The sequence below is a fragment of the Mycolicibacter sp. MU0083 genome, from assembly GCF_963378075.1.
In the GTDB taxonomy this organism is placed as follows: Bacteria; Actinomycetota; Actinomycetes; order Mycobacteriales; family Mycobacteriaceae; genus Mycobacterium; species Mycobacterium kokjensenii.
Map to the genome: position 1 here is coordinate 4,255,718 of NZ_OY726394.1, position 25,801 is coordinate 4,281,518.

The following is a 25,801-nucleotide window of genomic DNA, read 5'->3' on the forward strand; positions in this document are numbered from 1 at the left end:
CTTCGGAGAACCCGGCGGGCGAAGCGCCACCGTTGGTCGTTTGCGGTTGAGTGGGGTAGGGCGCTGATCCGGGGCTGGTCGAAGGGCGGCGGGCCGGTCTTGGCAGCACCGCCAGGTGAGCCCAGCTCGGAAAAGAATTCCGCGTTGATCGCGGCGAAACCCGCCCATCGCTGGGGCAGATCGTCTTCGTAGAAGATGGCTTCCACCGAGCACACCGGTTCGCAGACCCTGTAATCCACACATTCGTCGAGCTGGACGTAGGGCATCCGGGCGCCCTCGTATATCCAGTCCACTGGGCATTCCTCGACGCAGGACCGGTCCTTGACGTCCACGCACGGCTTCGCGGTCACGTAGGTCACCGCACGGCCACCGTCGGCTGGCTCTGCCGCGAGCGCAGGAAGCTGCACTGGGCATTACACGGCTCGGGCCGATCAGGCAGGGCGTCGAGATGATCGAGGGCGTCCTGGAGAACCTCGGCGAACCGGCGCAATTCAGTGATCCGTGCGGCCACGTCATCGAGACGGGCAGCCATCATCGGTCGCATCCGCGCCCGTACATCCCTACAGGCACCCTCATCCCAAACCACCAGCAGTTCACGGATCTCGTCCAACGGCAACCCGACCCGTTTGGCTGCCCGGATGAAGCTCAGTCGCTGCACCGCATCCTCGCCGTAAACCCGATACCCCGACTTGGTGCGCGCTGCCGGCAGCAACCCCACCGACTCGTAAAACCGCAACGTGCTTGCCGGCACCTCACTACGCTGTGCCAGCTGGGAAATCCGCATTCGAGTCACACCGCGCACACTAAACCTTCAATCTAGCTAGAAGGTCAATGGCGCTGCAGTTCGCTAAGGCCCACAAATGGCTGGGCGCCTGATCGGGCGCCCCGATACCCCCACCCGCATGACATGAGTTGAGATAGGTGACACCGAGGTGACACCACCGCTGAGAAAGTGACATCAGCGGTGAGACCCTACACTACAGCCGTGTAGGTTCTCACTTTTCGCTGCATGCGCTTGACGCTCTGAACTGCGGCTATCCAGATCGTCTCACTGTCGACGCCTTGCCGTTTGTCTCACGAACCGCTTCATTACCTACAACGCGGTCCAAGTGGCACGGCGCATCGTTCGATTGGTGCTGTCTCTTTTCTAGAAATTCGAGTCGAATCATTACTTGTCTCAGATCTCGTGGTTTGACGCGTCGTCGTGAGCTTCCGCCGGCGATGTCACCCTGGGTCCGTTCAAACGACTTCGCGTACGTCTGCGGGGGTGGCGGCTCTGCGGTGGGTTGCGAGGAAGTTGTCGATGAGGGTTGTGCAGTCGTCGCGCGTGATGGTGCGCAGGCCGGTCATGCGTGCGAATGCGAGGGGTCCGACGAGTTGGCAAATTGCGAGGTCGCGGTCGATGTTGCCGAGTTCGGTGTGGGCTTTCGAGCTGGTGAGGATGGCGTCGAACGGTTGGCGGTACTGGTCGACGACGCGGGCCCGCAGTGCCCCGGATGCGTGACTGTTGTCGGTCTCTTCTTTGGCGCCGGTGGGGCCGAGTGAGAGCCATGCCAGGGTGGTGACGTGCAGCGGGGCGTCGTTGAACAGGGCGGCTTGGCGGCTGAGCAGCTCGATCAGTTGTTCGCGTAAGGAACCGCTGGTCGGTGCTGGTGTGCTTACCTGCGGTAGTAGCCGCTCGAAGGTGGCGGCAAGCAGATGCGACGAGCTCTGAAAATGCCGATAAAGGGTGGTGCGGGCCACCTTGGATGCTTTGGTGACGGCATCGATAGTGACGGCCTCGACGCCTCCGGTGCTCAACAGTGTTGCCGCAGCATCCAATAGTCGATTCCGTGACCGGATCCGCCGCGGATCGATGTCGTCATCATCGGGCAGGGAGGGCTGATTGCTGTCGCTCACGGGTCACCTCGGCGGTCGATTTCGGCGATGTCGCACCGGGAAGTCTAGCAGTTGTGGTACTACCAGTAGCGCAGCGAAACTTGAAGTAGCGGGAGCGTTTCTGTGTCAGATCGTGCGGTGCCGTCGGAACGGCTGCCTTCTCATACCCCGACCTGTATGGGGTGTGGTCCGGACAATCCGCACGGCCTGCATGTGGAGGTCTACCGCAGTGCGGATTCGGTGTATGCCGATGTCACATTCGACGAGCGCCACATCGGAGCCCCCGGCCTGGCGCACGGTGGGGCCGTCGCCGCGGCCTGCGATGACGTGCTGGGCTTCACGCTGTGGATCGCCGGCACGCCTGCGGTGACGCGCAGTCTGACGGTGGAGTATCTGCAACCAGTACCGCTGCACCGGCCCCACCGGATCACCGCGCACATCAGCGCCCGCGAGGGTCGGGCGTTGCACGTCGCGGCGACCGGCACCTGCGAAGGGGCCACCCGGTTCACCGCGACGGCCGTATTCATCGTGGTTGATACCGCACATTTCGCCGCCCACGGCGATATCAGCGGTTTTGGGGAGATCCTCGAGCAGTTCTCGCGCCGCGGCGGCGATCACACACCATGACCGTCGCCAGCGCCCGAGCGAGCGACACGCCCACCGGGCTCGACGAGGAGTATTCGGTTGCCGATCAGGTTCACGCAGCCGGGGTGCCGCGTTCGCGCGTCTCGGCCCGTCGTCGCGAGGCCATCATGGATGCCGCCCTGGCTATAGCTACCACCGGCGGTTACGACGCGGTGCACATGCGGACGGTCGCCGAGCACGTCGGCATGGCCGTGGGCACGCTGTACCGCTATTTCCCGGCCAAAACCCATCTGCTGGTCGCGGCGCTGAGTCGAGAATTTCAGCGTCTCGACGTCGCCGGGACCTGGACAACCGGTGCCGGCACACCGCGGCAGCGATTGGAGCGACTGACCAGCCACCTGCACGGCCGGTGGCAGCGCGAGCCGCTGCTGACCGACGCCATGACCCGGGCTTTCGCCGCGGCCGACACCCGCGCCGCCGCGGAACTTGATTCTGCCGCCGCAACGATCCACACGCTGCTGGCCCGCACCCTCAGCGCGGGCGAGCCGACACCGACACATCTGGTTGTCGCCGGCCTCATCTCCGACATCTGGCTGGCCAACCTGCTCGCCTTCATCAGCGGGCGGGTGTCCGCCGAGGAGACCCGTGACCGCATCGACCGGGCCGTTCATCGGCTACTCGACAGCGCCGCCGCGCACTCCGAGGAACCGTAACGATACTCCTAGTATCGCAGCGATACCTGCCGTACCCTTAGGGGTGCGACTCGATGATGCGTCGAAGGAGAACGCCATGTACACCCAGTGGATCGAAGATTGTGTCGTGCAACGGGTTTCGGTGCGCGACGGCTTGGTACTCGACCTGGACGACTACAACGAAGTCGTCATCTCGCGCCCCCTGCTGCTCACTCTGCCCGCAGCAGATCGCTTTCCCGCCGAGGCAGTCCTCATCAATCCCTTGCAGATCTCGGTCTACGAGCGCCCGCTGCTGAACCTGGCCGGCGCAGTGTGCACCCAGGCCTGGTCCGGTGACGACGGGGGGTTGCACCTGGGCTTCTCCCGTGGTCACCGCATCGACGTCGACCCCGACGAGCAGTTCACCGCGTGGGAGCTGTACGGCAAGCGGCACGGCTACATGGCCTGTCTGCCGCACGGGCGTGTCCGCGTGGTCCGACACGACATCCCCGAAAGCGACGACGCCAACATCGTGAACCGATAAGCCACCGCTGGCTGCAGACCCCATCGACTATCCGATATTCGCTACATAATGTAGCGTAGCGATACCAATAGTATCGTTGATCGTTTAGGGGGTTCGGTGGCCGACCGCACGGCAGGCTCTTCGGTAACACCGGCCCGCGCTGCCCGGCGCGAGACTCCCGTCGATCCCGCGTCCAGCCGTGAATACAGCGCTCGGCTCGCAGCGTTGGGACGATTCACTGTGCGGCACAAAGCCTTGACCATCGGGGTGTGGATCGGCGCCGCGATCGTCTTGGCGCTGCTGTTCCCGCAGCTGGAAACGGTGGTGCGCCAGCAGTCGGTGGATTTGATTCCGCGCGACGCCCCGTCGCTGCAAACGGTGGAGCGGCTGAGTACCGCCTTCAACGAGCAGGGGTCGAAAACCATGCTGTTCGTGGCCATGGAAGACCCCGCCGGTCTGACCCCGGCGACCCAACAGCGCTACGACCGCCTTCTGGAACGACTGCGCGCAGACAGCGAGCACGTGTTACTGGTGCAGGATCTGCTGGCCGATCCGGTCACCCGAGCCCAGGCTGTCAGCGCCGACGGCACATCGTGGTATCTGCCGGTGGGAGTGAGCGGCACGCTGGGTGACCCGACCGCTGCGGAGTCCGTCCAGGCGGTGCGGGACATCACCGCAGAAGTGTTCGCCGGTTCGTCCACCACCGCGCAGGTGACCGGGCCGCCGGCGACGTTCAGTGACATGATCGCCGCCGCCGAGCATGATCTGCTGTTGATCTCGATCGCCACCGCCGCCATGATCGCGCTGATCCTGCTGATCGTCTACCGGTCGGTGTTCACCGCGCTGCTGCCGCTGCTGGTGATCGGGCTGAGCTTGGCCGTCGGGCGCGGCGTCCTGTCCGCGCTGGGCGAGATGGGCATGCCGGTCTCACAATTCACCGTCGCGTTCATGACCGCGATCCTGCTCGGCGCCGGCACCGACTACACCGTGTTCCTGATCAGCCGCTACCACGAGCAGCGCCGCGCCCAGGTACCGGCCGAGCAGGCCATCATCCACGCCACCGCCAGCATCGGCCGCGTCATCCTGGCCTCCGCCGCCACCGTGGCCCTGGCCTTCCTGGCCATGGTGTTCGCCCGCTTGAGCGTGTTCGCCGCCCTAGGCCCCGCATGCGCCATCGCGGTCCTGTTCGGTTTCCTGGCCACCGTCACCCTGCTACCGCCCGTGCTGGCACTGGCAGCTAAACGGGGCATCGGTGAACCCAAATCCGATCGCACCCGCCGCTATTGGAACAGTGTCGCCGTCGCGGTGGTGCGCCGTCCGGTGCCACTGCTGATCGTCAGCCTCGTCATCCTGCTCGCGCTGTCAGCGGTAGCCGCGACCATCAAAATCAGCTACGACGACCGCAAAGGCCAACCCGCCACCACCGCCAGCAACCAGGGCTACCAACTGTTGGACCGCCACTTCCGCAAAGACGTCGTCATCACCGAATTCCTCGTCGTCGAGAACCCCACCGACATGCGCACCGGCAAAGGACTGGCCGACCTCGACGAAATGGCCTCCCGCGTCTCCCAGGTTCCCGGTGTCACCAAAGTCTCCGGCGTCACCCGCCCCACCGGGGAACGCCTCGATCAAGCGCAACTGGCCTGGCAAAACGGTCAAATAGGAGACAAGATGGCCGGCGCGGTCGCCGACGGTAACGCTCGCCGCGACGACCTCACCAAACTCACCGACGGCGCCGATCAACTCGCCGGCGGACTGGCCCAACTCGACACCACCGTGCGCACCGCACTGACCCCCCTGGCGGGCATCCTCACGCAAGCCCAATCCGCCGGCGCTCAGGTCAACCAGTTCCGACCACTACTGCAACAACTCTCAGCGACCGCCCCTGCGGTCGATCAGGCCATCCAAGCCGGCCCCGGCCTACGCCCCCTGGCCGACCAAGCACAACACGCCATCACCACCTTGGACCCGCTCGTCGGTGCCCTCAACACCTCGCCGTGGTGTGCCACCACACCCCAATGCGCCCAGATCCGCGACCAAGTACAGATCCTGACCACCCTGCGCAACAACGGATTCTTCACCCAAATCGCCGACCTCGGCGACCGCTACAACCCCGCCAGCAATGCCACCGTCGCCGGCACCCTCACCACCGTCCAAAACGCCGTCACCTCGCTGGACAACGCTTTCGGGGCGCTGGGAAACCCCGCTGACCTGGCCAGCAACCTGCGCCGCCTCCAAGACGGGATCGGCCAACTCGCCTCCGGAGCCCAAGCGTTGGCCACCGGTGTGCGCACCCTAGCCGACAGCAACATCGAAATGCTCTCCGGGATGAGCCAGATCGCCACCCAACTCCAGAACTCTGCACGCGCCGCCCAGGACTCCGACTCAGCAAGCGGTTTCTATCTGCCGGCCAACGCCTTCGAGAACCGCCAATTCACCGACGTCGCGAAACAATTCCTCTCACCAGACGGCAAAACAGCACGGTTCATGATCGAAACCAGCTACGACCCCTACAGCGTCGAGGCCATGAACCTCGCCCACCAGATCACCGACGTCGCCAACGCCGCGCGCCCCAACACCTCCCTGGCTGAGGCCACCGTCTCGGTCGCCGGCTTCCCCGCCGTCAACTCCGACATCCAACGATTCCTCTGGGCAGACTTCTTCCAACTTGCGCTGGCCACCACCGTCATTGTCGGCCTCATCCTGGTGCTGCTGCTACGCGCACTACTGGCACCGATCTACCTGCTCGGCACCGTCCTGCTCAACTACCTCGCCTCGATCGGATTCGGCGTCCTGGTATTTCAGTGGATCCTCGGTCACGAAATCGCTTGGCCGGTACCTCTATTGGCGTTCATCATCCTCGTCGCCGTCGGCGCCGACTACAACATGCTGCTGGTCTCCCGACTACGCGAAGAATCCGGAAGCAACATCCGCGTCGGAGTGCTGCGCACCGTCGCCAACACCGGCGCCGTCATCACCTCCGCCGGCCTGATCTTCGCCGTCAGCATGTTCGGCCTCATGGTCGGCTCGGTAGCCATCATGATCCAAGCCGGCCTCATCATCGGCTTCGGACTACTGCTCGACACCTTCCTCGTACGCACCCTCACCGTGCCCGCCATCGCCACACTCCTCCGCGAAGCAAGCTGGTGGCCACAACGTGCGCCAACAAACCAACCCCCAACGGCAGTCACCTCCCCCAGATAAACAGACCTGCCAAACCCCGCCATGCTCGCCTCGCCGCCGCCCGTCTCAAATCTAGAGAAACGAGACGATGCCAGGAACCGCCTACCGGTCCGGCATCGCTCCAGGTTGCGCTGTCTCGTTTCTTGTCTCACGAACCTGGCGGATCCGCCATCATTCCGCCAACAACGGTGAGATTCCGCCACGTTCCGTGAGAACCTACATCAGGTGTAGGTTCTCACTTTTCACTTCAACGCCTGACACTTCGACCTGCGACTATCCAGTCTGTCTCACTGTCGGTGCATTGCCGTTGGTCTCACGAACCGCCTCATTCCTACGACTACGTACTAGCTGTAGATGGCGTGGCCGTCGTCGAGTCGCATGACAACGAGCCGACTCGCGTTTTAGTTCGCTTCACCCGTTCGCACCTTCAATTCGGGCTTCGCGCGGCGCATTGGTCTCGTGGGACCACTCAAGCACTCCCTTGTGGCTGCCCCGCTCGAACCGCGCCCGCTATGCCCCAAGGCGGCCGTAACCCCGCTTCTGTTCGTAGATCGGGTGGACTGGAGTCCCACCTACCGCATCCTCAGAGGCCGTAGTTGAGCAACGCCTTGCAGCTGGTGGGCTCACCGCTGGTAACGATCCGGTTCGGCTCGATCCGGATCGATTTACCTGCCGCAACGAGTTTCGGATATTCCGAGCCACCGCCAATGATCGAGCCCGTCGCGTCGTAGCAGACTACCCCGATGCGAAGGTCAACAAGATCCTCGGCGGTGGAGTTGGTAAATGTGAAAACCGGGGTCCACTTCCCCGTGGCGTTCTTGGTGATCGACTCCGCATTGAGCATAGGTAGCTCAGGACGTGCTTTACGTCGGTCGGAGTAGTCGCTGATCGAGATCGAGGACTCGATGGAGGCGACCGTCGTCTCAGGGTCTTCTAGGAAAACGGCAGTTGGCAAGACGAGCTGTTGTCCCGGCCAGGAAAACCGCTCGACTTGTTCCTTGGTATCGATGATGTTGCCGGCATGGTCCAGAAAGTTTATTGAGGTTGTGGCGAACTGACCGACAGCGCCCAAGTTATCCGTGGTGGCAATCACGATCCCTATTACGCTCTTGCCATCCTGCCCGAACCCGGATCCCACGGTCCCGATCGCCGGGTTTTCGGGCTTGCTCACCCTCTGGGGCGCAGCGGCAGGAGCCGAACCGGTGCCGCCACTTAAGAAGGCCGTCTCGTACTCCTTGGCTTCCGAGGGCTTCATGTCACCGGCAACCCGCAACAACAGTGGGCCTCTGATTGTGTTCCACTCCCGACCCAGGATCCCCCCTTGTCTGACTGCCTGGAGGTAAGCGGAACGACGTTGGGCCGCAGCCTGATCTGGCCATTGCTCAATCGTGGCCCCGCATTCCATGCCAAGCTCAGAGCACGCCAACCGCGAGTCATAGACCACACTCGCAGCGACGTAGCCGTTCGGCCGGCCCATCATTCCTTCGTTCGGGTCGTTGTCCTCGTCGACGTCGACGATTTTGGTGATCTCGGGGATCGACGCCTTCAGCGCCTCCGCGGCGCTTCGAGCAGTCGCCTGCGTCCCTTCGAGCTGCCCTTGGTTGGCTGGCTGGTTTAGGCTTCCGGGCCGTTCACCGGGAACCGGTGTGTGTGAACTGTCCCGTGTCATCGTGTAACCGACAACCCCGGCCGCGACCACTGCGACCACTGCAACCGCAGCGATGGCACTCGTCTTGCCAACTAGGCGATTTCGGCCACCTTCAGAGACGCCACCCCGGCTGGCTGTCGGCATTGCCTGCTGCGTCTTGGCAGCGCCGAATTCGCCTTCGGCGCTGGCATGCCCGGTCAGTGCCGCGGCAAATTCGCGACATGACCCGAACCGCTGGGCGGGGTCTTTAGCTAGGGCGGTCGAAAACACCTCATCGAGGCGGGCCAACTCCGGGCGCAGGCGACTGATCTGCGGCGGCGGCGCATTCAGATGCGCACTGATCACAGCGACCGGGTTGGACTTGTCAAACGGCGGCACCCCGGCCAGCAGGTGAAAAATACTGGCCGCCAGCGCGTACTGATCAGCCCGTGCATCGAGTTCCTCACCCGCCAGCTGCTCCGGCGCGGCGTAAGACACGGTGCCCACTGTCAGATTCGTCCCCGTCAGCCCGCTCGGATCAGCCAGTGGGCGTGCGATACCGAAATCGGCCAGAAAGATGCGCTGCTGCCCCCCGCTATCGGTCTGGCCCAACAAGATGTTGGCCGGCTTGACATCCCGGTGCAGCAAGCCCCGCTCGTGAGCGTGATCAAGTGCATCAGCGACCGCGATGGCGACCGCGATGGCCTCGTCGAGGGGCAGGCCGGCCGGATACCGCTCCCGCACCAGCTTCGCGGTGTCGGGTCCGTCGACGTAGTCCATCGACATCCAGAGCTGCCCGTCACACTCGCCGCGATCATGCATCCCGACGATATTGGGATGAAACAGCGTGGCCACCAGCTCCGCCTCGCGGACGAAGCGCTGACGGAACTCCTCGTTGGTGGTCAAAGACGACGGCAGCACTTTCAACGCATCCCGGCGAGGCAACCGGGGGTGCTGAACGAGGTACACCTCGCCCATCCCGCCGGACCCCAACAACCGCAAGATCCTATATCCGGCGAACGTCTCGCCAATCCGCAACGGCATGGGCGAATGCTAGCCGCTACCTCATACGGGTTCAGATCAGCCCGCGATAGCGATCAGCTGAGCTGAGGTCTAGCTGTATTGACCACGGACGTTGGTGACGGCGTGGTGAGGTGACAAGACGAGACCTCCGAGTGGAGTGCGAGCTGTCTAGGAACGCTCACCAATCTCGGAGGTCTTCGTGGTTCAACCGTAATTCCCCTTTGTCCGAAACCGGTCGTCGGCGGTTGGCTCGATGCGTCGTTGATGACGGCTGGACGCTTCGACGTGCAGCTGAGCGGTTTCAAGTGTCGGGACCGCCGTCTACATTGGCGGCCATGAAGAAGCTGGACGTCGCCCTCACCAACTGTCACGGCATCCGGGAGCTCAACGTGACGTTCGACTTCAAGCCTGGCAATGCGGTTGCGGTCTACGCGCCCAACGGCACGATGAAGACCTCCCTGGCGCAGACGTTCAAGGACTTCGCGAAAGGAGGTGAAACTATCGACCGCATGTTCCGCGACCGGGAGTCGCAACGAAGCATCACCGATGAGGCCGGCGCAGAGATCGACCCGGCGGACGTGGTAGTCGTGCTCTCCTACGACGAGGATCTCGGCCCGAGCGAGTCAGCATCGACCCTCCTCGTCAACGCCGAGCTGCGTAAGGAATACGAGGCCCTGCAAGCCGATCTGCTCGCTGCCCGCGCGGTGCTGGTCGCTGCCCTGAAGGCGCAGTCTGGGACGAAGCAGGACGTGAGCCGGACTGTCTCGCAGGCATTCATGCCCGAAGATGACAAGTTCTTCGAGGCGCTCATGCGCACCAAGTACGAAGTTGACACCCTCGACGAGCCCCGGTTTTCCGATCTGCCATATGACGTCCTGTTTAACGACAAGCTCGACGCGATCCTTCAGTCGAAGGACCTGCAATCTGTGTTGACTCAGTACGTGACACGCTGGAACGAGCTATTGGACGAGTCCACGTTCTTCAGCCGTGAGACCTTCAGCTACTACAACGCGGAGAACGTCACGAAGAGCCTGGGAGCCAACGGCTTCTTCGCGGCTAATCACTCATTGGTCCTCCGGGGCTCGGGCCAGTCCCGCACCGTGACGAGCCCTGAAGAGTTCGAGGAGTTGGTAGCCGAGGAGAAGCGGCGGATCACCGATGATGAGGTGTTGCGCAAGAAACTGAATCTCCTTGAGAAGGCTTTGCAGCGGAACGAGAGCACTCGGCAGTTCTTCACCTACGTCTCCGAGCACGTTGAACTACTCCCGGAGTTCGCGAACATCAACCTCTTCCGGCAGAAGGTGTGGCAGTCGTACCTGAAATCGCATGAGGAGCTGTTCACACGTGTAGTCACCTGCTTCGCGGATAGCGAGGTGCGCCGGAAGGAGATCGAGAAGGCGGCGGCGGACGAGCGGACCCAATGGGAGAGGGTCATCGAGATCTTCAACGACCGGTTCTTTGTGCCGTTCAGGCTCCGCGCCGAGAACAAGCACAGGGTCACGTTAGGTCAGGAGGACGTTCTCAAACTCGTGTTCAAGTTCGAGGAGGGCGATGAGTCGACGGACGTTGCGCGCGAGGAGCTCCTCTCGGTACTCAGCAACGGCGAGAAGAAGGCGCTTTATATCCTCAACGTGCTGTTCGAGATGGAAGCCCGCAAGGCCTCCGGGCGCGAAACTCTGTTCGTGATCGACGACCTCGCGGACTCGTTCGACTACAAGAACAAGTACGCGATCATTCAGTACCTCAAGGAAATGGCCGAACACGCAAACTTCAAGCTCATTCTCCTAACTCACAATTTCGATTTCTTTCGGACCCTCCTGAGTCGTGGCGTCGTCACGTACAAGCAGTGCTTTATGGCGCAGAGGGGTGACGCGAAGGTCGTTCTCAGTCAGGCCGAGCACGTGAACAACCCGTTCATCCGGGCGTTCAAGCTGAACTTCTTCAGCGACGGAATGCAGCGGGTGGCGTCTATCCCGTTCGTCCGGAACATCCTCGAGTACACGAAGGGCACCGACGACCCGGACTACATGAAGCTCACGTCGCTACTGCACTGGAAGCAGGACTCGCTCAGCATCACGAACGGAGACCTCGACCGCATCTTCCAGGAGACGTTCCCCGGCTACGAATCTCAGGCGTGGGACGCAGCGAACGATCCTGTGATCGACCTCATTCACGCGCAGGCCGACCTCGCGCTGCAAGCCGACGAAGGCGTGAACTTCGAGAACAAGATCGTGCTTTCGATCGCGACGCGGCTGCAGGCGGAGAAGTTCATGGTCGGGGAGCTGAACGACCCGACCTTCACGGATGCAATCGCCGGGAATCAGACTGCAGTCCTCTTCAACACGTTCAAGAACCGCAGTTGCGGGACGTCGCAATCGACAGCGACACTCGACAGCGTGGTCCTGATGACCCCCGAGAACATTCATGTGAATTCATTCATGTACGAGCCGATCATAGATATGTCGGACGTCGCCCTCCGAAGTCTGTATGCCCAGATCAAGACCCTCTAACGTCTACACGCGTGCACTCCGCCAGGAGGTCCTCCCGATTTCAAGCCGCCACAGCGTCAACGCCTCCCGGGTCACGACACGTAGTTCCTGGCGGGACGCTACCTGTTGCCCTTGGCGCGGTTATGCATCACGCACAGCATCGTCAGGTTAGACAGGTCCGTCACGCCGCCCTTAGACCAGGCGGTCACGTGGTCGGCGTCCATCTCGTTCTGCTTGTAGATCCGGGCTTTGTTGTTGTCCCCGCCGAGCGCGCACAGTGGGCAGTTCGACACGCCATCGGCTTTACCCTTCGCCGTCTGTTTCTCGTAGGCGACTCGCTTGTCCTTCGCGTCGAAGAGGCGGATGTCGAGCAGCTGCGGCTTCTCCTCACCGCCGAGCAGGTACTCGTAGATCCCCTTCGCGCTGTGCACCGCAGGGTCGGCACGCAGCTCGTTGACGCGGGCTTCAATCTTCGTCGCGCTGTAGGAGGTCCCGTGGTGCTCTTCGTAGAGCCGGCCCCATTCGAGACCGCGCATCTCCCGGTCCGGAGGTCGGATGAAGACGCTCCCGACCCAGTCGATGACCGAGTTGAAATAGGTCTTCAGCTGGGCGATGTCTGGGTCCAGGCGGTGCTGAGCGAGGTAGGCGTCGATGCTCAGTCCTTGCGAGGACGCAACCCAGTCCAGCGCCTCCTCGAGGATCTGCTGGCGCTTTGGGTCCCCGTTGACGTAGGACTGCCACTTCTGCATGTTCGCGTTGTTGGAGTTGCTGTACTCGGCCTTGGCCTTCGTGATGAACGGCCCGGAGTAGATCGCGTTAAGCAGCTCCTGCTTATTGAGCGGGACGCCAGCGATGTTGATGGTCTGAAACCAGGCCTTGATCTCGTCCTCTGTCCCGTCGCACTCGTAGATGTCGAGCTTCGTGTCGAGGATCATGCGCTGGCGGTTGATCGGCAGCGACGAGAACGTCTGCTCCTTGCCGTCCACCTTGATGGCGAACTTGCCGGTGACGAAGCGGCCGACGCTGGTAATGCGCTGCTGGCCGTCGAGGACTTCGAGCGTGAAGCCTTCCACGTTGAAGTAGATGAGCCCCAGCGGATACCCCTTGAGCAACGAGTCGATGACGGCGACGTCGCGCTTGCCGTCGTTGTAGATGTAGTTGCGTTGGTACTCCGGCTGGATGACGAGCTTCCCGTCGAGCCCGAACAGGCCCTTGCCCTCCAGTTCGTTGTAAACGAAGCCCTCCAGGACCTCCTCGACCGTGTAGTGCTTCAGCTCGGTCTTCACCTCTACATCCTCCTGTGGCGGATAAGAATGCGGTCATACGTCACGACGGGTCGGCCGTGAAAGTCGTAGTAGCAGAGGTCGGGGTGGCCTTCGCTGATCTGCCCCTTCTGACCTGATGCATAGTAGTCGTCGACGAACTTCTGTGACATTCCGTGCGGCGTCGTGTACCTGTTCGTGCCGATGATTTCGAACTGGTCGGGGTTGTACTTGTCGAGCCAGGTGATCGGTACGCCCATCACTCCGTCGTAGTCGGACGGGATAGCATCCGAAAATGGCACTTCTATTGCGTCGTAGTTGTCGTAGCGCACGTAGTCGGTTCCGCCGTCCAGCTTGTTTATCAGTTTCTTGTTGAATTTGAGGTTGTCGGCCATCGTCATGAGTTGCATTGGCTCGTGACGACGACCGTGCTCGATGTTCGTGAACCAGCATGAGTTGCCGAGCCTGGTATAGGCGTACTGTTCGTCGGAGGGATACCCCATCCGCTCTGCTTTGGCCTGGTCAGCCGGCTTCACCTTCGTTCCCTTAGGGACGCCAAACACCATGTCCGTGGTGTTTGCGGTCGCGCCCTTCCATACTCGGTTCCCCTTGATTAGAGGGAAGACCTGGGTGTAGGTGATGGCGTTTTGATTGCCGATGATTGAGAATTTCTTGTCGGCCTTGATCAGCCATGCCATGAACTCGCGGAATAGCGAGAACGGGGGATTCGTGATCACGATATCCGCTTCGTCGCGTAGTGCGGTCACCTCAGCACTACGGAAGTCTCCGTCGCCTTCCAGGTACTCCCACTGCAAGTCGTCGATATTGATGACGCCGTCGTCGTTCAAGTCATGCGGCTCGAGGATGAACTTCTTGCCGTTAGTGCGGGTCTTCGCCGCGTCGAACTTCGGGTCGTCCAGCTCGAAGAGCGTGGGCTCATATGAGAAGTTCGCCGGGTTACTGTCGGGGGCATAAGAGGTGGAGATGAGTTTCTTGAGACCGAAATCCATGAAGTGGAGGGCAAAGAACTTCGCAAAATTGCTCCACTCCGGGTCATCGCAGGGCAGCAAGATCACCTTCCCCCGGAACACGTCGGGGTCGAACTCAAGGTATGCATTCACCTCACGCTCGATGTCCGCCCACTGCGTATAGAACTCGTCGTTCTTTGCCGCCTTAGCCGCCTTGAAGCTTGAGGTGCGATGCGCGGCCGTCGTCATACTCTCTCCTGGGCAGGCTGGACTCCTCCGCTGGTAGCGGGGCGTATCTGTGGGATGAATCCTATCGACGGGGTCCGACCGCGTCCGATGCGCCGCGCTGCGGGTCGCCAATACCTCGCGAGGATCCTCCGCACTCAGACGTCCTGGTCTACCCGCCGCAGGATGTTCGCCAGCATAATCACCACATCCGCCGTGATACCCGCCTCCCGCCGAGTGGGTGTCGTGGAGTGCTTCACTCTGTGGGCGAGCTCGATCACCTTGTTGGCAACACCGCGGATCGCCTCGTTGTCCTTGCCTGCCAAGGATTCCTCGATGTATCGGCCGAGCCGCTGCTTTGTCTTGTCGGCCGGCGGCTCGACCTCGCCGTCGCGGAGGTGCACTGCGGGGTCGTAGATGATGCGGCTCAGGGCCTCCAGCACGCCGACTGCGCGATTACCCACGTCCCGGTAGTCCTGCGTAGTGCTGGCGGTGCGGAAGCGCCGACGCAGCTCGGTCAGCTCCTCGTCAACCATCGGCCAGCCCGTCTGGCTGTGTGGCGACACCGCCTCTGCGTTGGCGGCCCGGAACTGGGCCTCCTCCTGGCGATCTAGCTCCGCTTGCACCGGGGCGAACAGATCGTTCAAGAGATCGCGGCGGGCTTGCCATGAGCCCGAGCAGCCGTTGCGCAGCCAGTGTGACTTAAACGTGTTGAAGTCCCGCCACGGGATGCTCAACGTGACGCCGATACGCGACAGGGTTGCGATAAGTGCCCGCTGTGCGAGGGCAATCTCCTTGTCGTCGAGGGCGTTGCCTCCGCCCGTCCCAAACGCGATCAATTCGTCCCACACGAGGTGGGTTAACGCCATCGCGGCGTCAAGGTCATCCGTGCCGAGCACCGGGCCAGCACGCAGCCCGTTGAGGAAGTCCTTCCGCAGGTTCGTGGTGATGGTGGGTTCGCTGGACCAAGGACTATGAGTTTCGGTCTCTTCGAAGAAATCCTCCGGCCCCATGGCGACCGACGCTACCTCCGGGATGTAGTCAGCTTCCGCTGCGGGCGCGGGCGGCAACCGGTCCCAGTGCCGCAGGAGCAGCATCCTGTGAGTCAGTTGCGCTACCACTCTGCTGATGATTGCGAACCGCTTGGAGCACGCGCGCACCCTCTTCGGTTAGTCGCATCGGGCGTTCATGCCAGGCGCGGACTAGCAATGTCACACCGAGTTCGCGTTCTATCTGGTTGATCTGGTTGTTCAGTGTGCAGGTGGCGACGCCGAGGTCGGCCGCGGCGATGCTGAGGTTCGCATAGTCACTCGCTGCCGCGAACCGTTGCAGCCGTTCCCATCCTCGGATTCCCGTTAGCGCCGGCCTGATCAGCGCCGGCGCAGTGGCCGCGAACCTCTGGGCGGCGATCGCGGCACTCTGGCTTCGGGCTCCCCGCCCACGCATTGGAATCGCATGAATCTTGGCCCACCGCGCAACGTTGGCAGCACTCATGCCAATGTCGCGGCCGATATCCGAGAGCGCACGGCCGCGGACGACGTACTGGTCGTACAGCCAGTCGCGGCCGATGGGCGGCAGGCATCGCGCCCGAAGCACGATTTGGTAATCATGAGCAAGTCGGGACGCTATCTGGCGACTGACTCCAAATGCCCGCGCGATAGCCCCTAACGACATCCCCTCGTGTTCATAGAGCTCGATGAAACGGTCCCGCGGGACCGCTGCCTTGAGCCTCGCGTACGCCCGATTGTGGTTTGCAGCCAGGCGAACGCCGTCGGGCGGGGCCTGGCGGGGCGCGGGGGAAGTGGCGAGGAGATGGCGCACCACGTCGAGGCTTGTTCCCAATTCGGTCGCGGCGGTACCCAATTTCCTCTTGCCCGCGGCGGCGACTGCGCCGTGCAGGGCGTCAATGCTCAATACGCTCGGATCCGCACCTGGAAGATCCAGCCCATCAAGGAAGCTTGTCGGCGGATGCCAGGTCAGTGGTTCGATTTCTATTCCGCAGCCGACCAGATACTCGCGGGCATTCGTGTCGAGCGCGGTTGCCAATTCTGGAGTCAGATACTGAGGGAAATCTGCGACTTGAGTCCGGAAACCTTCCTCGTCCACGGCCCATGGCGCAATGCTTGCGGGAAGTCCACTGATCCGTTCGAACATGTAACAGCGTGCGATTCTGGCGCGCGCCGGCCTTGCTCCCGGAGTAGCAGTGCTTCGACAGATGCGAGCCCAAGCGTCGTCCGGCAGTAGCGCTGCGTAATCCAGTCGCCGACGCCGCGCGTAGTCGATCGGGATGTCATGGTCGCGCACGTAGGACGCCATTCGCAGTAGAGCAGCGCGAATGTCGGTCCATTGCGGGTGTTTTTCGAGTAGCTGCAACACCCGCGATACCGCCGAACTGTTGACCCGACTGCCGATCAGTCGGGCTGCGGCGCTGAGATTCAGCTTGCTACCGACAAGCAACAACGCAACCGACAACGCAGGGGCTAAGTAGCGCTGGTGGCAAGTGGGATGCGCTAAGCGTAGGGACCACTCCGCCCAAAGAACGCCCGGCAGTCGGCAAGTCGGCGCGCTTTCGCACTCTGGGACGGCGGGCATCGGCGCGCCGACACGGTAGCGAAGTTGATCGCTGACCTTGAGCATCGGCCCGAGGGCGGCAAGCTGCACTCCCGCCAGCACTGCTGAGGTACGTCGTCCCCAACCCAGTCTTGTTCCGGTCACGACAAATCCGCGGTCGCGGGATGAGGCGACGAGCCAGCGCAGTCGGTCACCTGCGGTCGCCACGTCGGGCGCTTCCAACACCTGCAACGCGACAACCACTCCTGCTGCCGTCATCGCAGACCATGCCGGTGCCGCGAGCGCTGGGCGCACAGTGGGCTGCGCGCGACGACGAGTTGGTAGCTGCGCGCGCGCACTGGCCTCTCGATGCGCTGCGGCCAAGTCTGCCGGCAGAACGGTACTCAGTTCTCTTGGTGTCGCATAGGCCAACGCCCGCCCGGCGATAGCTCGAATATCAGCCAGCACAGCAAGCCGGGCCTGCGGCACCGCCTGATAGACGCCGAAATCACCAGTCTCGGAGTCAATCACCGCGTTCACCAGTAACTGTGCTCGAACGACTGGGTGGTCGTCGGCGTCGAATTCGGTAGCGGGAACGGTCGTCAGGTCCGCGTGGCACCTGTCCGCGCCGCGTCCCACAGCCTCGCCGGAGGGCTGGCCGCAGTGTCCCGGTTGAGGAATTACGTCATTGATGTGCGTGCGGCGGCGCTGAGCAGTGCCGCATCGTGGACAGGCGTCGGCAAGCAAGCAGCGGTGTTTCGTGCAGGCGAACGTCCAGCCCAGCCGCCATGCCAATTGCCATCTTCCACCGGTCTGTGCCAAACACATTGGACAGAACCGTGATGAGTACCCCGCGCTCCACGGAAATGCTCGATTCAACGTCCCGGCGTCAGTATTGATGCGCAACGCCGCGCCTGAGTACCGGGACAGCGTCATAAGGTCCAGCTGCTCTCGGCTGATGCCAGTTGCCTCGGTGATCCTTGCCCCTGCGGCAGCAGAGAGCTGGACTATCCAGGGGCCGCGACGCTCGCAGCGCGATGCGTCCAATCCGACGGCGGAAAGCAAGTCGCCAAACGCGGATTGAGTGCGGTGCGAGACCGCTTCAAGCCACGAGTCCAACGCTTCCCCGTGGATTGGGGCGAGGCGGACCGGGAGCGTTCGCACCGCGCTCATCCGGCTTTGCCGATCCTGGTTGTCAGCCGTTGCGCGTTGAAGGCTGCCTCCAGTTCCTGCCGAGCCTTCTCCGAGGCGGCATCGTTTTTGACTTGATCCATCAATTCGCGCGACAGGTACTCAGCACCGGTGCGGACCGCCCGCTGACAGCCGCGGTTGATCAGTGTCATCAAGGATCCGATGTGCCCGGTGCTGCGGGCGAACAGGTAGTCCGACAATTCGTCTGCCAGCATTCCGGGGCGTTTCTCGGCCAGGACGACACGCTGCTCGATCGCGAGCAGCATCTGGCGCCACTCCCGACGCCGGTCATCGGTGTCGATCTCGAACAACCGCATGTCCAGTTTGGTGGTGCGCCGCCCCGTCTGGGCGATCACCGCGTCCTCGTATGAATGCCCCTCAGAGAACAGACCCCTCTTCGTCAGCCCGACTCCGACGAACACCAGCGTGACCGGGAACTCGTTGGCGATGTACTTGAAGTGGTTGCTGATCTCCACGCCGACGGTGTTGCGCCATCGCAGGAAGTGCAGATCATCGACGATCAACAGCTTCGTTTCGCACGACAGCACGCAGTCCAGCGCGCGGTGGGCGAAATGGGCGGCATTGCCGCGAGTCGTACCTGGGTGGGCGAAGAACGCCAGCATCGCCCGGTTGAACTCGACCATGCCGGTGTTGCCGGTCAGGCCCACTCGGCACACCGGCCAGCGTTCGGCGCCCGCGTCGGTTACGGTGCCCTGCTCGTTCACCTCCCGGCGGTGGAATTTCTTGGCGAAGTCCAGCACCGAGGTGGTCTTGCCCAAACCCGGGAACGCCTCGATCGCGACGGCCCCCTTGGCTTTGTCCCCGTCTTGGGCATTGCTGTCGACGATGTCCCACAGGTCCTCATGCAGAGCAGCCAATTGCGGTGTTCTGATCGGGCCGAGGTTGGCGTGCCACTTGCGGCGTTGACGGTTGTAATCGTCGAATGCTTCCTCGCTCAGCGACCTGAGTTGGCCGCGGCTCAGGGGCTCCGGTGGTATGCGGGCAGCGGTGTTCACGAAGCGCTGCCACCCCTCCTTGCGCGCCAAGGTCAGGTTGTCCAGGCGGGCGTTGTTCTCGTGGGGCGCGAGATCGTACTTCGCCATCACGCGTCCCTCAATGCGTCGGCGTAGAACTCGTCAGTCTCGATGAGGTCGTCCTCGGTGTCGTCGTCGCCCGTCTCGGGGTCCGGCTCATCAGCGATATGGTTTGCGTCCTCCGCGGGGGGAGGCTCGGCTGTGGCGAGCACGCGTGCGACTGAGGGCAGGGTGGTGACCGGGTCTTGGGGCTCGGCCTGGTCCAACATCGTTTCTTCGCGCGAAAGTCGCAACGCCATTCGGCGCTCCGCCGGTGTTGTGCCCAACCCGAGATTCCATCGCTCCAACAGGTCCGCGACCGCGATTCGGTCATCGGGATAGGTGTACTTCGATGCGGCGAGCTTGCGCGCGAACTGTAATGCGTCCTCGCTGAGCGGCATCTGCAACGACGGTGCGTGCTCCCACATCAACGTGTGCCACTCGCGGGTGTCCGGATCACGGAAATAGGCGCGGGTGACGTCATCCGGGTCGTAGTGGATTGGCCAGCGGCCCTTGACTTTCCCTGTGTACGGGCTGCTCATGTTGCGGTAGGGATCCAGACCTGTTCCGTTGTAGCGGCGGCCAAGGTCCACCCCGTAATGTTGGATCTTCCGAAACTCCACCTTCAAGAACTCATAGGCTAAATCGGGATCACGCGGCACCTCGATATAGCCGGCGCGCGCGACCCCATGCTCGAACATCTGCGCCGGGGACATCTGGAAGCCGGGAACGCGCGGATCGATCAGACTGTGGTGTGGGCGGTGGTGATACACCACCGCAACCCACTCGCGGATGATTGCCTCCAGCTCGTCGAGGTAGAAGAAGGCCTCCGATTCCGGGTCCAAGCCACGGGAGTGCACGTCCGGGCCTTTGTAGCCTGGCAAGATCTGCAACAGGCCCTCTCGGATGGTGCGGAAGAAACGCTCTACCGGACCCTTGTCCCGGCCGGTCCGCAACCGTGCGGGCTGGATCGAGATTCCCATCCGCTGGCACACGCTCGTCAGATGATCTGAGACATAGATTTTGCCGTGGTCAATCACAATGGTTTCCGGCACGATCGCCGGTCCCGCGGCACCCGGGCGTTCGACGGCGCCGACGTCGAGGAGCACTGATCTTGGCACACCGTGCTCGGGCCACACCGCGTGCGGTGGCCAGTCCTTGCCGGCCGGTCGTGGCCGATACGCCTGGTACAGGACTGCGGCTGCGTCCACTGACTTCGTAGACACCGGCGTCACGCGAATTCCGGTGATGCAACGGGTGTACCAGTCCATTCCGACCGTCAGCTCCGCCTGCACCCACCGCAAGGTGATCGGGTCTAGCGCGAACACATCCAATCGAGTGGTATCCATCAGCAAGTACTCACCCGGGCGGGTCGGGCGCAGCTTCCCATACACACCGCTGGGACGGTCGGCGATGTCGCGGTTTCGTTTCGTGCTCAGCCGAAACGTCGGGTACCGGTTCTCTAGCTCAGCCAGGACACGGAATGCGGTCGCCCGAGACGGCAACGCCACCGCGTCTTCGCCGAATCGTGCGACGACCCTGGCGTTGACACGTTTTATCACCGCCGTCTGCGATGGCCGCGACTGGTCCGTGTGCTCCACCATCACTTCGACCGCGATCTCGGCCCAGCGTGGATCGACCTTGCTTCGCATGCCGACAACCTGTTTGGTGGGCCTCGGCACCAGTCCTACCTCACCATGCTTCCGATAGTCCGCGACCCACTGGCTGACCGTGCGTGAAGTGACGCCGGCCTCGGCAGCCTTCGCGGCGTACCGCTCCATCAAAGGGAGATGAGGATCGAACTCAGTTCGCGGTTCGTCGTGGGCCGCGAGTTCTGGGTGACCGGAGCGATAGCCAGTCAAGACCTCCCGAACGTGGGCGGCCCGCGTGCGCGCAGTGTCCAGCTCAAGGTCAGTGAGTTCTGCAAGGATGACTGCGGCCGCATCCGGTTGACCGTCAACGTCGATGCGGTCATCCACGATTCGAGCACGGCCACCATCGAGAAGCTCACGTAATGAGATACGCGACAATCGCTTTCCGGGGCCGACGCGCAATGTGAGGCTCACCCCGGTGTCGCCGGGGTGCAGCTCGACTACCTCGGCTGCATCGCCCTCGAAAACAACCCGCGTCCCAACACCGATCCGAACAGCCGAATCAGATCGTCTCATCAGTTCTCCTGGCTCAGTGTCGAACTCGATGTCAAGGGTTGACGCAGGTCAACGCGGAGTTCCTGCAACCACAACAGGTGGAACAAGGCCGCTCTCCTCAAAGGTCGGGGCCATTCCGACGACAGGTCAAGCACGCTGTCGATTGAAAGGCCGTCGATTGAGCAATTCCGCAGCCCTGCCAGGAGCTCCCCCGTGAACCACGCCTCCCGACGAAAACCTGCAAGGAATCGAATGTTGGCCAACAGCACTGGCTCAGGCTCGGTCCACACTTCGTAGACCCACCCACGGTCTTCAATTGCCGATCGAGTCCAGGCGAAGGTGTCCACGACCTCCGGTTGCGACAGCCGCCGGCGCGGCTTGACGTCGATAACTTTCGGCCCACTATCGGTGATCAGCAAGTAGTCGGGGATGTGCCTGGTCGTGCGGCCCCTGGAGTCGCAACTCAGCATGAACGGTTGCGCGCAGATACGTCGGACGGTCCGATCGAAATCGGCAAACAGCAACTGAGTCAGCTCCAACCGGGACTCGTAGATGATGTGCCGGCGCTCGGTTGCCGACCAATACGTGCCCGAGTAGTGCTTTTGGCCTGCGTACCAACGAAACTCACGCCACGGATGAGCGTCCACAAGGACATCCGGATCGGCGTCAACTAGTGGGGTTGAAGACTCTCCAGCATTCGGGGCGGTTCGAAACCGTACCGTGGTGGTCGCAGCGGTCGTAGCCGCCGTAACCATGTTCCGTCTGCTACCGCTCTGTCAGACGTGCGTCCAGAGTCATGCCCACAGCGTGGCACCTGTTCGCCTGGGTCCTCCGCAAGCACATCGGCGTGTCTCATCCAAACTTCAAACTTGAAAACCGTTTGAAGTCAGTCATGAGATTTTGAAGTCGCCCGTGAGAACCTACAGCCGCCCCCGCTAATGCGCCATGTTCGTAAACCGCGACAAATGCAGTTGGTGCGCAACGGTAATCGTCTTCGTCGGGCCGTTTCGGTGCTTGGCCAGAATCAGGTCGGCCTCTCCCCCGCGCGGGTCATCCCGCTCGAACGCGTCCGGCCGGTGCAGCAGGATCACCATGTCCGCATCTTGTTCTAGCGAGTTGTGCACTGAAATCCCCTGCGCCACAAAGTTGTGTGTTCCCGGAACGGTCCCGTCGAACACGTCGTGCTCGCCGATACTGGTGATCTCCACGATGGTGTCCCAGTACACCGCGCTGGTCGCCAACGCGTGCACACCCTCGTCCTCGAGCACCATCGCAGCACGGTGCAGCCGGTCCCGGCTGGGCGCGTGCTTCCACATCGTCGACCCGCAGAACTGGGTGCCCATCGCCGCGGCGAACTCACGGTGGCTCATCTGCTGATCGGCCAGCGCCCCACGCACCCGGCCCCACACTTCCTTAGGCACGGTGTCCAGGTTGGGATTGCGCGTCACGCCCGCCAAATGAGCCAAGACCTGCCTGGCGCCTTCGGCTTTGGCGCCCTGCGCCCCGACATTGTGCAGGAACCGGACCTGGTTCTCCGCGCCGTAGACGTGTAGGTGCCAGCCATCGCGGTAGCCGGCTTTGGTCGCCCGCTTGATCCGGCCGAACACCCCGACTCGCGCCAGCAGTTGCGCGACGTCGTCGATGAGCCGGCGACTGGTCGAGGCGTAGTAGATCTGCGACTGCCCTTGCTTCTCGTCCCACCGCACCGACCCGTCGGTGGCCCACAGGTGCCGCAGGAACAGCGCCACCTGATCATTCGGCAGGGCGAAAACCTGGTGCGGCACGAACTTCTCGTGGCTGCGCTTACCGAACAGCCCCAGCTCGTCCAGCCACGCCGCGATCGGATTGCGCTTGCCGTGCGTCAAGTGGAACGGCGCCGGCAGCCGCAGCGTGGTCACCCGCGCCGCCGGGTACTCGTCGCGCACCGCGGTCACCCCGAAGTGCATAGCCGCCACCGTGACCGCGGTCAGGTTCGCCTCGTCGATCGAGGCATACCGGATCGGTTGGCCCTTCACACAGGACCCGTCGCCGATCATGTGCGCCAGCAACATGACCTCGCAGTCATGCATCCGCTGGGTGTCAGCCGGCTCCGGCACCCGCCGCGGCACCGCCAGCCGGTCCCCGACATTGAGGTCGCCCAGCGAAACCCAGCCGTCCAGGGTGAGGAACGGGTGGTTCGCGGTGGCCTCCACCTCACGCCCGGAAGCCATCCGCAGCTTGAAGACTTCGCGGTGTCCGCTGGGGAACACGTTGGTCATCGGCCGCGCCACCATCCGCAGCCGGTCATCGAGCGACCACACCAGCGGACGCTCCCCGGTGCGCAGGAGCTCACCCAGGGTGACCTCGGAGCCGTTGTCGGCCCGCAGGATGCGGGTCGAAGCGGTCAGGCAGCCGGATTCACGCAGGTCCGCCAGCATCGGCTTCTTGTCGGTGCGCTGCTCGGGGCCACGGTTGAGCTGGCTGAGCGCGATGACCGGCACCTCGAGTTCCTTGGCCAGCAGCTTGAGGTTCCGGGAGAACTCCGACACCTCCTGCTGGCGCGACTCGACCTTCTTGCCCGACGTCATCAGCTGCATGTAGTCGACCGCTACCAGGCGCAGGTCGGCCTTCTGCTTGAGCCGACGGGCCTTGGCGCGAATCTCCATCATGGTCAGGTTCGGCGAGTCGTCGATGTACAGCGGCGCCTCGCTGATCTCACTCATCCGCCGCGCCAGGCGGGTCCAGTCGTCGTCGGTCATCCGGCCCGAGCGCATGTCGCCGAGCTTGATCTTGGCTTCGGCGGACAGCAACCGCATGACGATCTCGGACTTGCTCATTTCCAGCGAGAAAATCACGCTGGCCATCCGGTTCTTGATCGAGCACGACCGCATGAAGTCCAGGGCCAGCGTGGAGTTGTGGGTGGGGACCATGCCACGGCCGGCCAGGTAGAGGTGCTCGGGATTGTCGACCTGCACGCAGCGCACCGCGACGCTGGGAACCCGGCGCACCGACTGGATCTGCAGCACCGACGCGAGCAGCCCCACGCCGCCGCCAGGGCTCGGGGTGCCCGCGGGGGCGATGGTGTCCGCGCCACTGCGCAGCTGAGCCGTCGTCCGTACTCCGGAGCCGGTCGGCCAGAGGTGCTGAGCGTCGGCGACGATCACCGTGCCGTCGGAGAACTCCACCTCGTAGCAGGGCCGTCCGAGCATGATCTCGGTGGCCGCGACCACCCGGGTGGGCCGTCCGGCGGCGTCCAGCAACTCGTCACCGACGGCGACGTCGCCCATCGTGGTCCAGCCGGTCGGCGTCGGCAACGGGGTGTTGAGCGCCAGCGCCTTCCCCATACCCGGCCGCGCCGCGATGATGATCATCTGCCCCGGGTGCAGGCCGTTGGTCACCTCATCGAGATCGGTGAACCCGGTCGGCACACCGCGGGCGATACCGCCGTGCGAGGCGATCGCGTCGATCTCGTCCATGGTGGGCTGCAGCAGGTCTTCGAGGGGAACGAAGTCCTCCGACGTACGCCGCTCGGCGACCTCGTAGATCTCGGCCTGGGCGCGGTCCACGATCTCGGCGACGTCGGCACCCTCGGCGCCGGCGTAGCCGTACTGCACCACCCGGGTGCCGGCCTCCACCAGCCGGCGCAGCAACGCCTTCTCCCCCACGATCCCGGCGTAGTAGCCGGCGTTGGCCGCGGTGGGCACCGTGGAGATCAGCGTGTGCAGATACGGCGCCCCGCCCACCCGCCGCAGCAGACCGCGGCGGTCCAGCTCGGCGGCCACCGTCACCGCGTCGGCGGGCTCCCCGCGGCCGTAGAGGTCCAAGATCGCGTCGTAGATGTTCTGGTGCACCGGGCGGTAGAAGTCACCGGGCCGCAACCGCTCCAGCACGTCGGCGATGGCGTCCTTGCTCAGCAGCATGCCGCCGAGCACGGACTGCTCCGCAACGAGATCCTGGGGCGGCTGGCGGCCGACATCCTCGCGCGGTGGCTCCTCAAGCTCAGAATGACCGCGGTCGTCGACCACCGCCATGCGCCCCACCTCTTCCACTACCGTGATCGAACGCCCGTTCGACGCTGTTGGCCCGGACCTTAGCCTCGGCCACCGACACCCCCCGTTGCGTCGTGCCGGGGTCGACCGTAGGCGTTGCTGGCGGCCCGACCAAACGGCCCTGTTGATAGAGCTGTGGATCAAGTGTGCACACCGCACCCGCAATTGTTTGGGATGGTGGGGATGACTTGTGGATTGTTCGCCGAAAACCGGAGATACCTGCAGGTAAACGCTGTTATGTGACATGTTTTGACTGTGGAAGCAATCTCTTCGGCGTGTCGCCGAAAGTTACCGTCTCGGGCGTGTTGCCTTTCCGGGAGGTGGCAATCTGTCCACGATGGGATGACCTGCACCGCGTTTATGCACCGCAGAAAAAGT

The 25,801-nt window shown here is 63.1% G+C and carries 17 protein-coding genes and 1 pseudogene; 6 read left to right on the plus strand and 12 right to left on the minus strand.

The window, feature by feature from the left end; genetic code table 11:
- Positions 1-53: 53 nt before the first annotated feature.
- From fdxA to RCP38_RS19620, 3 genes and pseudogenes are all read right to left on the minus strand, one after another.
- Positions 54-359, minus strand: a pseudogene (gene fdxA / locus RCP38_RS19610) (ferredoxin); the annotation flags it as partial.
- A complete protein-coding gene (locus RCP38_RS19615; RefSeq protein ID WP_373692405.1) occupies positions 356-751 on the minus strand; it encodes a MerR family DNA-binding protein in 396 nt (131 codons plus the stop codon). The pseudogene fdxA and the gene RCP38_RS19615, both read right to left, overlap by 4 nt.
- Before the next feature lie 488 nt (positions 752-1,239).
- Positions 1,240-1,899: a TetR/AcrR family transcriptional regulator gene (locus tag RCP38_RS19620; protein WP_069404053.1), complete on the minus strand. Its 660-nt coding sequence runs from the start codon at positions 1,897-1,899 to the stop codon at positions 1,240-1,242.
- Positions 1,900-2,055: 156 nt separating this feature from the next.
- On the opposite strand from RCP38_RS19620, the gene RCP38_RS19625 reads away from it, so the two are divergent.
- The 4 genes from RCP38_RS19625 to RCP38_RS19640 all read left to right on the plus strand — a co-directional run bounded on the left by RCP38_RS19625 (position 2,056) and on the right by RCP38_RS19640 (position 6,861).
- Positions 2,056-2,505 carry a PaaI family thioesterase gene (locus RCP38_RS19625; protein ID WP_051562215.1) on the plus strand — a complete coding sequence of 150 codons (450 nt, stop codon included), beginning with the start codon at positions 2,056-2,058 and terminating at the stop codon, positions 2,503-2,505.
- Complete coding sequence (locus RCP38_RS19630) at positions 2,502-3,176, plus strand: TetR/AcrR family transcriptional regulator (RefSeq protein ID WP_069404054.1); 675 nt, start codon at positions 2,502-2,504, stop codon at positions 3,174-3,176. Before RCP38_RS19625 ends, RCP38_RS19630 begins: the two co-directional genes overlap by 4 nt.
- Positions 3,177-3,252: 76 nt before the next feature.
- On the plus strand, positions 3,253-3,678 hold the full coding sequence (locus RCP38_RS19635) for a DUF6188 family protein (protein WP_069404066.1): 426 nt from the start codon (positions 3,253-3,255) through the stop codon (positions 3,676-3,678).
- Between the two features lie 96 nt (positions 3,679-3,774).
- Positions 3,775-6,861, plus strand: coding sequence for an MMPL/RND family transporter (locus RCP38_RS19640; RefSeq protein WP_069404055.1), 3,087 nt, complete (start codon positions 3,775-3,777; stop codon positions 6,859-6,861).
- 562 nt (positions 6,862-7,423) lie between these two features.
- On the opposite strand, the gene RCP38_RS19645 is transcribed toward RCP38_RS19640, so the two are convergent.
- Entirely contained in the window at positions 7,424-9,511 is a 2,088-nt protein-coding gene (locus RCP38_RS19645) for a serine/threonine-protein kinase (RefSeq protein ID WP_085107270.1), read from the minus strand.
- Between the two features lie 314 nt (positions 9,512-9,825).
- On the opposite strand from RCP38_RS19645, the gene RCP38_RS19650 reads away from it, so the two are divergent.
- Entirely contained in the window at positions 9,826-12,000 is a 2,175-nt protein-coding gene (locus tag RCP38_RS19650) for an ATP-binding protein (protein WP_308477430.1), read from the plus strand.
- Between the two features lie 98 nt (positions 12,001-12,098).
- On the opposite strand, the gene RCP38_RS19655 is transcribed toward RCP38_RS19650, so the two are convergent.
- The 6 genes from RCP38_RS19655 to RCP38_RS19680 form a co-directional block, all read right to left on the minus strand.
- A complete protein-coding gene (locus RCP38_RS19655; RefSeq protein WP_085111334.1) occupies positions 12,099-13,265 on the minus strand; it encodes a GmrSD restriction endonuclease domain-containing protein in 1,167 nt (388 codons plus the stop codon).
- Positions 13,266-13,267: 2 nt separating this feature from the next.
- Positions 13,268-14,458 carry an adenine-specific methyltransferase EcoRI family protein gene (locus RCP38_RS19660; RefSeq protein WP_085111335.1) on the minus strand — a complete coding sequence of 397 codons (1,191 nt, stop codon included), beginning with the start codon at positions 14,456-14,458 and terminating at the stop codon, positions 13,268-13,270.
- A 134-nt stretch (positions 14,459-14,592) separates the two neighbouring features.
- The gene (locus tag RCP38_RS19665; RefSeq protein WP_234808133.1) at positions 14,593-15,531 is read right to left on the minus strand and encodes a hypothetical protein; all 939 of its coding nucleotides are present in this window, start codon (positions 15,529-15,531) and stop codon (positions 14,593-14,595) included.
- Entirely contained in the window at positions 15,476-18,157 is a 2,682-nt protein-coding gene (locus tag RCP38_RS19670; RefSeq protein WP_308474574.1) for a TniQ family protein, read from the minus strand. The genes RCP38_RS19665 and RCP38_RS19670 overlap by 56 nt, the downstream gene beginning before the upstream one ends.
- Positions 18,154-19,278, minus strand: a complete 1,125-nt coding sequence (locus RCP38_RS19675) for an AAA family ATPase (protein ID WP_085110058.1) — start codon at positions 19,276-19,278, stop codon at positions 18,154-18,156. Before RCP38_RS19675 ends, RCP38_RS19670 begins: the two co-directional genes overlap by 4 nt.
- Entirely contained in the window at positions 19,278-21,029 is a 1,752-nt protein-coding gene (locus RCP38_RS19680) for a helix-turn-helix domain-containing protein (protein WP_308474575.1), read from the minus strand. Before RCP38_RS19680 ends, RCP38_RS19675 begins: the two co-directional genes overlap by 1 nt.
- A gap of 9 nt (positions 21,030-21,038) precedes the next feature.
- Here RCP38_RS19680 and RCP38_RS19685 point away from each other — a divergent pair, with 9 nt between their 5' ends.
- Positions 21,039-21,263: a hypothetical protein gene (locus RCP38_RS19685; RefSeq protein WP_308474577.1), complete on the plus strand. Its 225-nt coding sequence runs from the start codon at positions 21,039-21,041 to the stop codon at positions 21,261-21,263.
- 152 nt (positions 21,264-21,415) lie between these two features.
- Here RCP38_RS19685 and RCP38_RS19690 read toward each other — a convergent pair whose 3' ends face one another.
- Complete coding sequence (locus RCP38_RS19690; RefSeq protein WP_085110056.1) at positions 21,416-22,042, minus strand: TnsA-like heteromeric transposase endonuclease subunit; 627 nt, start codon at positions 22,040-22,042, stop codon at positions 21,416-21,418.
- A gap of 288 nt (positions 22,043-22,330) precedes the next feature.
- On the minus strand, positions 22,331-25,405 hold the full coding sequence (locus RCP38_RS19695) for a replicative DNA helicase (protein WP_308474579.1): 3,075 nt from the start codon (positions 25,403-25,405) through the stop codon (positions 22,331-22,333).
- Positions 25,406-25,801: the final 396 nt, after the last annotated feature.

Excerpts from the sequence above, each read along its gene's own strand:
- RCP38_RS19630 (WP_069404054.1), top strand. The coding sequence starts at position 2,502 with ATGACCGTCGCCAGCGCCCGAGCGAGCGACACGCCCACCGGGCTCGAC.
- RCP38_RS19625 (WP_051562215.1), top strand. The coding sequence starts at position 2,056 with ATGGGGTGTGGTCCGGACAATCCGCACGGCCTGCATGTGGAGGTCTAC.
- RCP38_RS19685 (WP_308474577.1), top strand. The coding sequence starts at position 21,039 with ATGAGGATCGAACTCAGTTCGCGGTTCGTCGTGGGCCGCGAGTTCTGG.
- RCP38_RS19660 (WP_085111335.1), bottom strand. The coding sequence starts at position 14,458 with ATGACGACGGCCGCGCATCGCACCTCAAGCTTCAAGGCGGCTAAGGCG.
- RCP38_RS19665 (WP_234808133.1), bottom strand. The coding sequence starts at position 15,531 with ATGCTGCTCCTGCGGCACTGGGACCGGTTGCCGCCCGCGCCCGCAGCG.
- RCP38_RS19675 (WP_085110058.1), bottom strand. The coding sequence starts at position 19,278 with ATGGCGAAGTACGATCTCGCGCCCCACGAGAACAACGCCCGCCTGGAC.
- RCP38_RS19650 (WP_308477430.1), top strand. The coding sequence starts at position 9,826 with ATGAAGAAGCTGGACGTCGCCCTCACCAACTGTCACGGCATCCGGGAG.
- RCP38_RS19680 (WP_308474575.1), bottom strand. The coding sequence starts at position 21,029 with ATGGAGCGGTACGCCGCGAAGGCTGCCGAGGCCGGCGTCACTTCACGC.
- RCP38_RS19635 (WP_069404066.1), top strand. The coding sequence starts at position 3,253 with ATGTACACCCAGTGGATCGAAGATTGTGTCGTGCAACGGGTTTCGGTG.
- RCP38_RS19670 (WP_308474574.1), bottom strand. The coding sequence starts at position 18,157 with ATGAGCGCGGTGCGAACGCTCCCGGTCCGCCTCGCCCCAATCCACGGG.
- RCP38_RS19695 (WP_308474579.1), bottom strand. The coding sequence starts at position 25,405 with ATGGCGGTGGTCGACGACCGCGGTCATTCTGAGCTTGAGGAGCCACCG.
- RCP38_RS19645 (WP_085107270.1), bottom strand. The coding sequence starts at position 9,511 with ATGCCGTTGCGGATTGGCGAGACGTTCGCCGGATATAGGATCTTGCGG.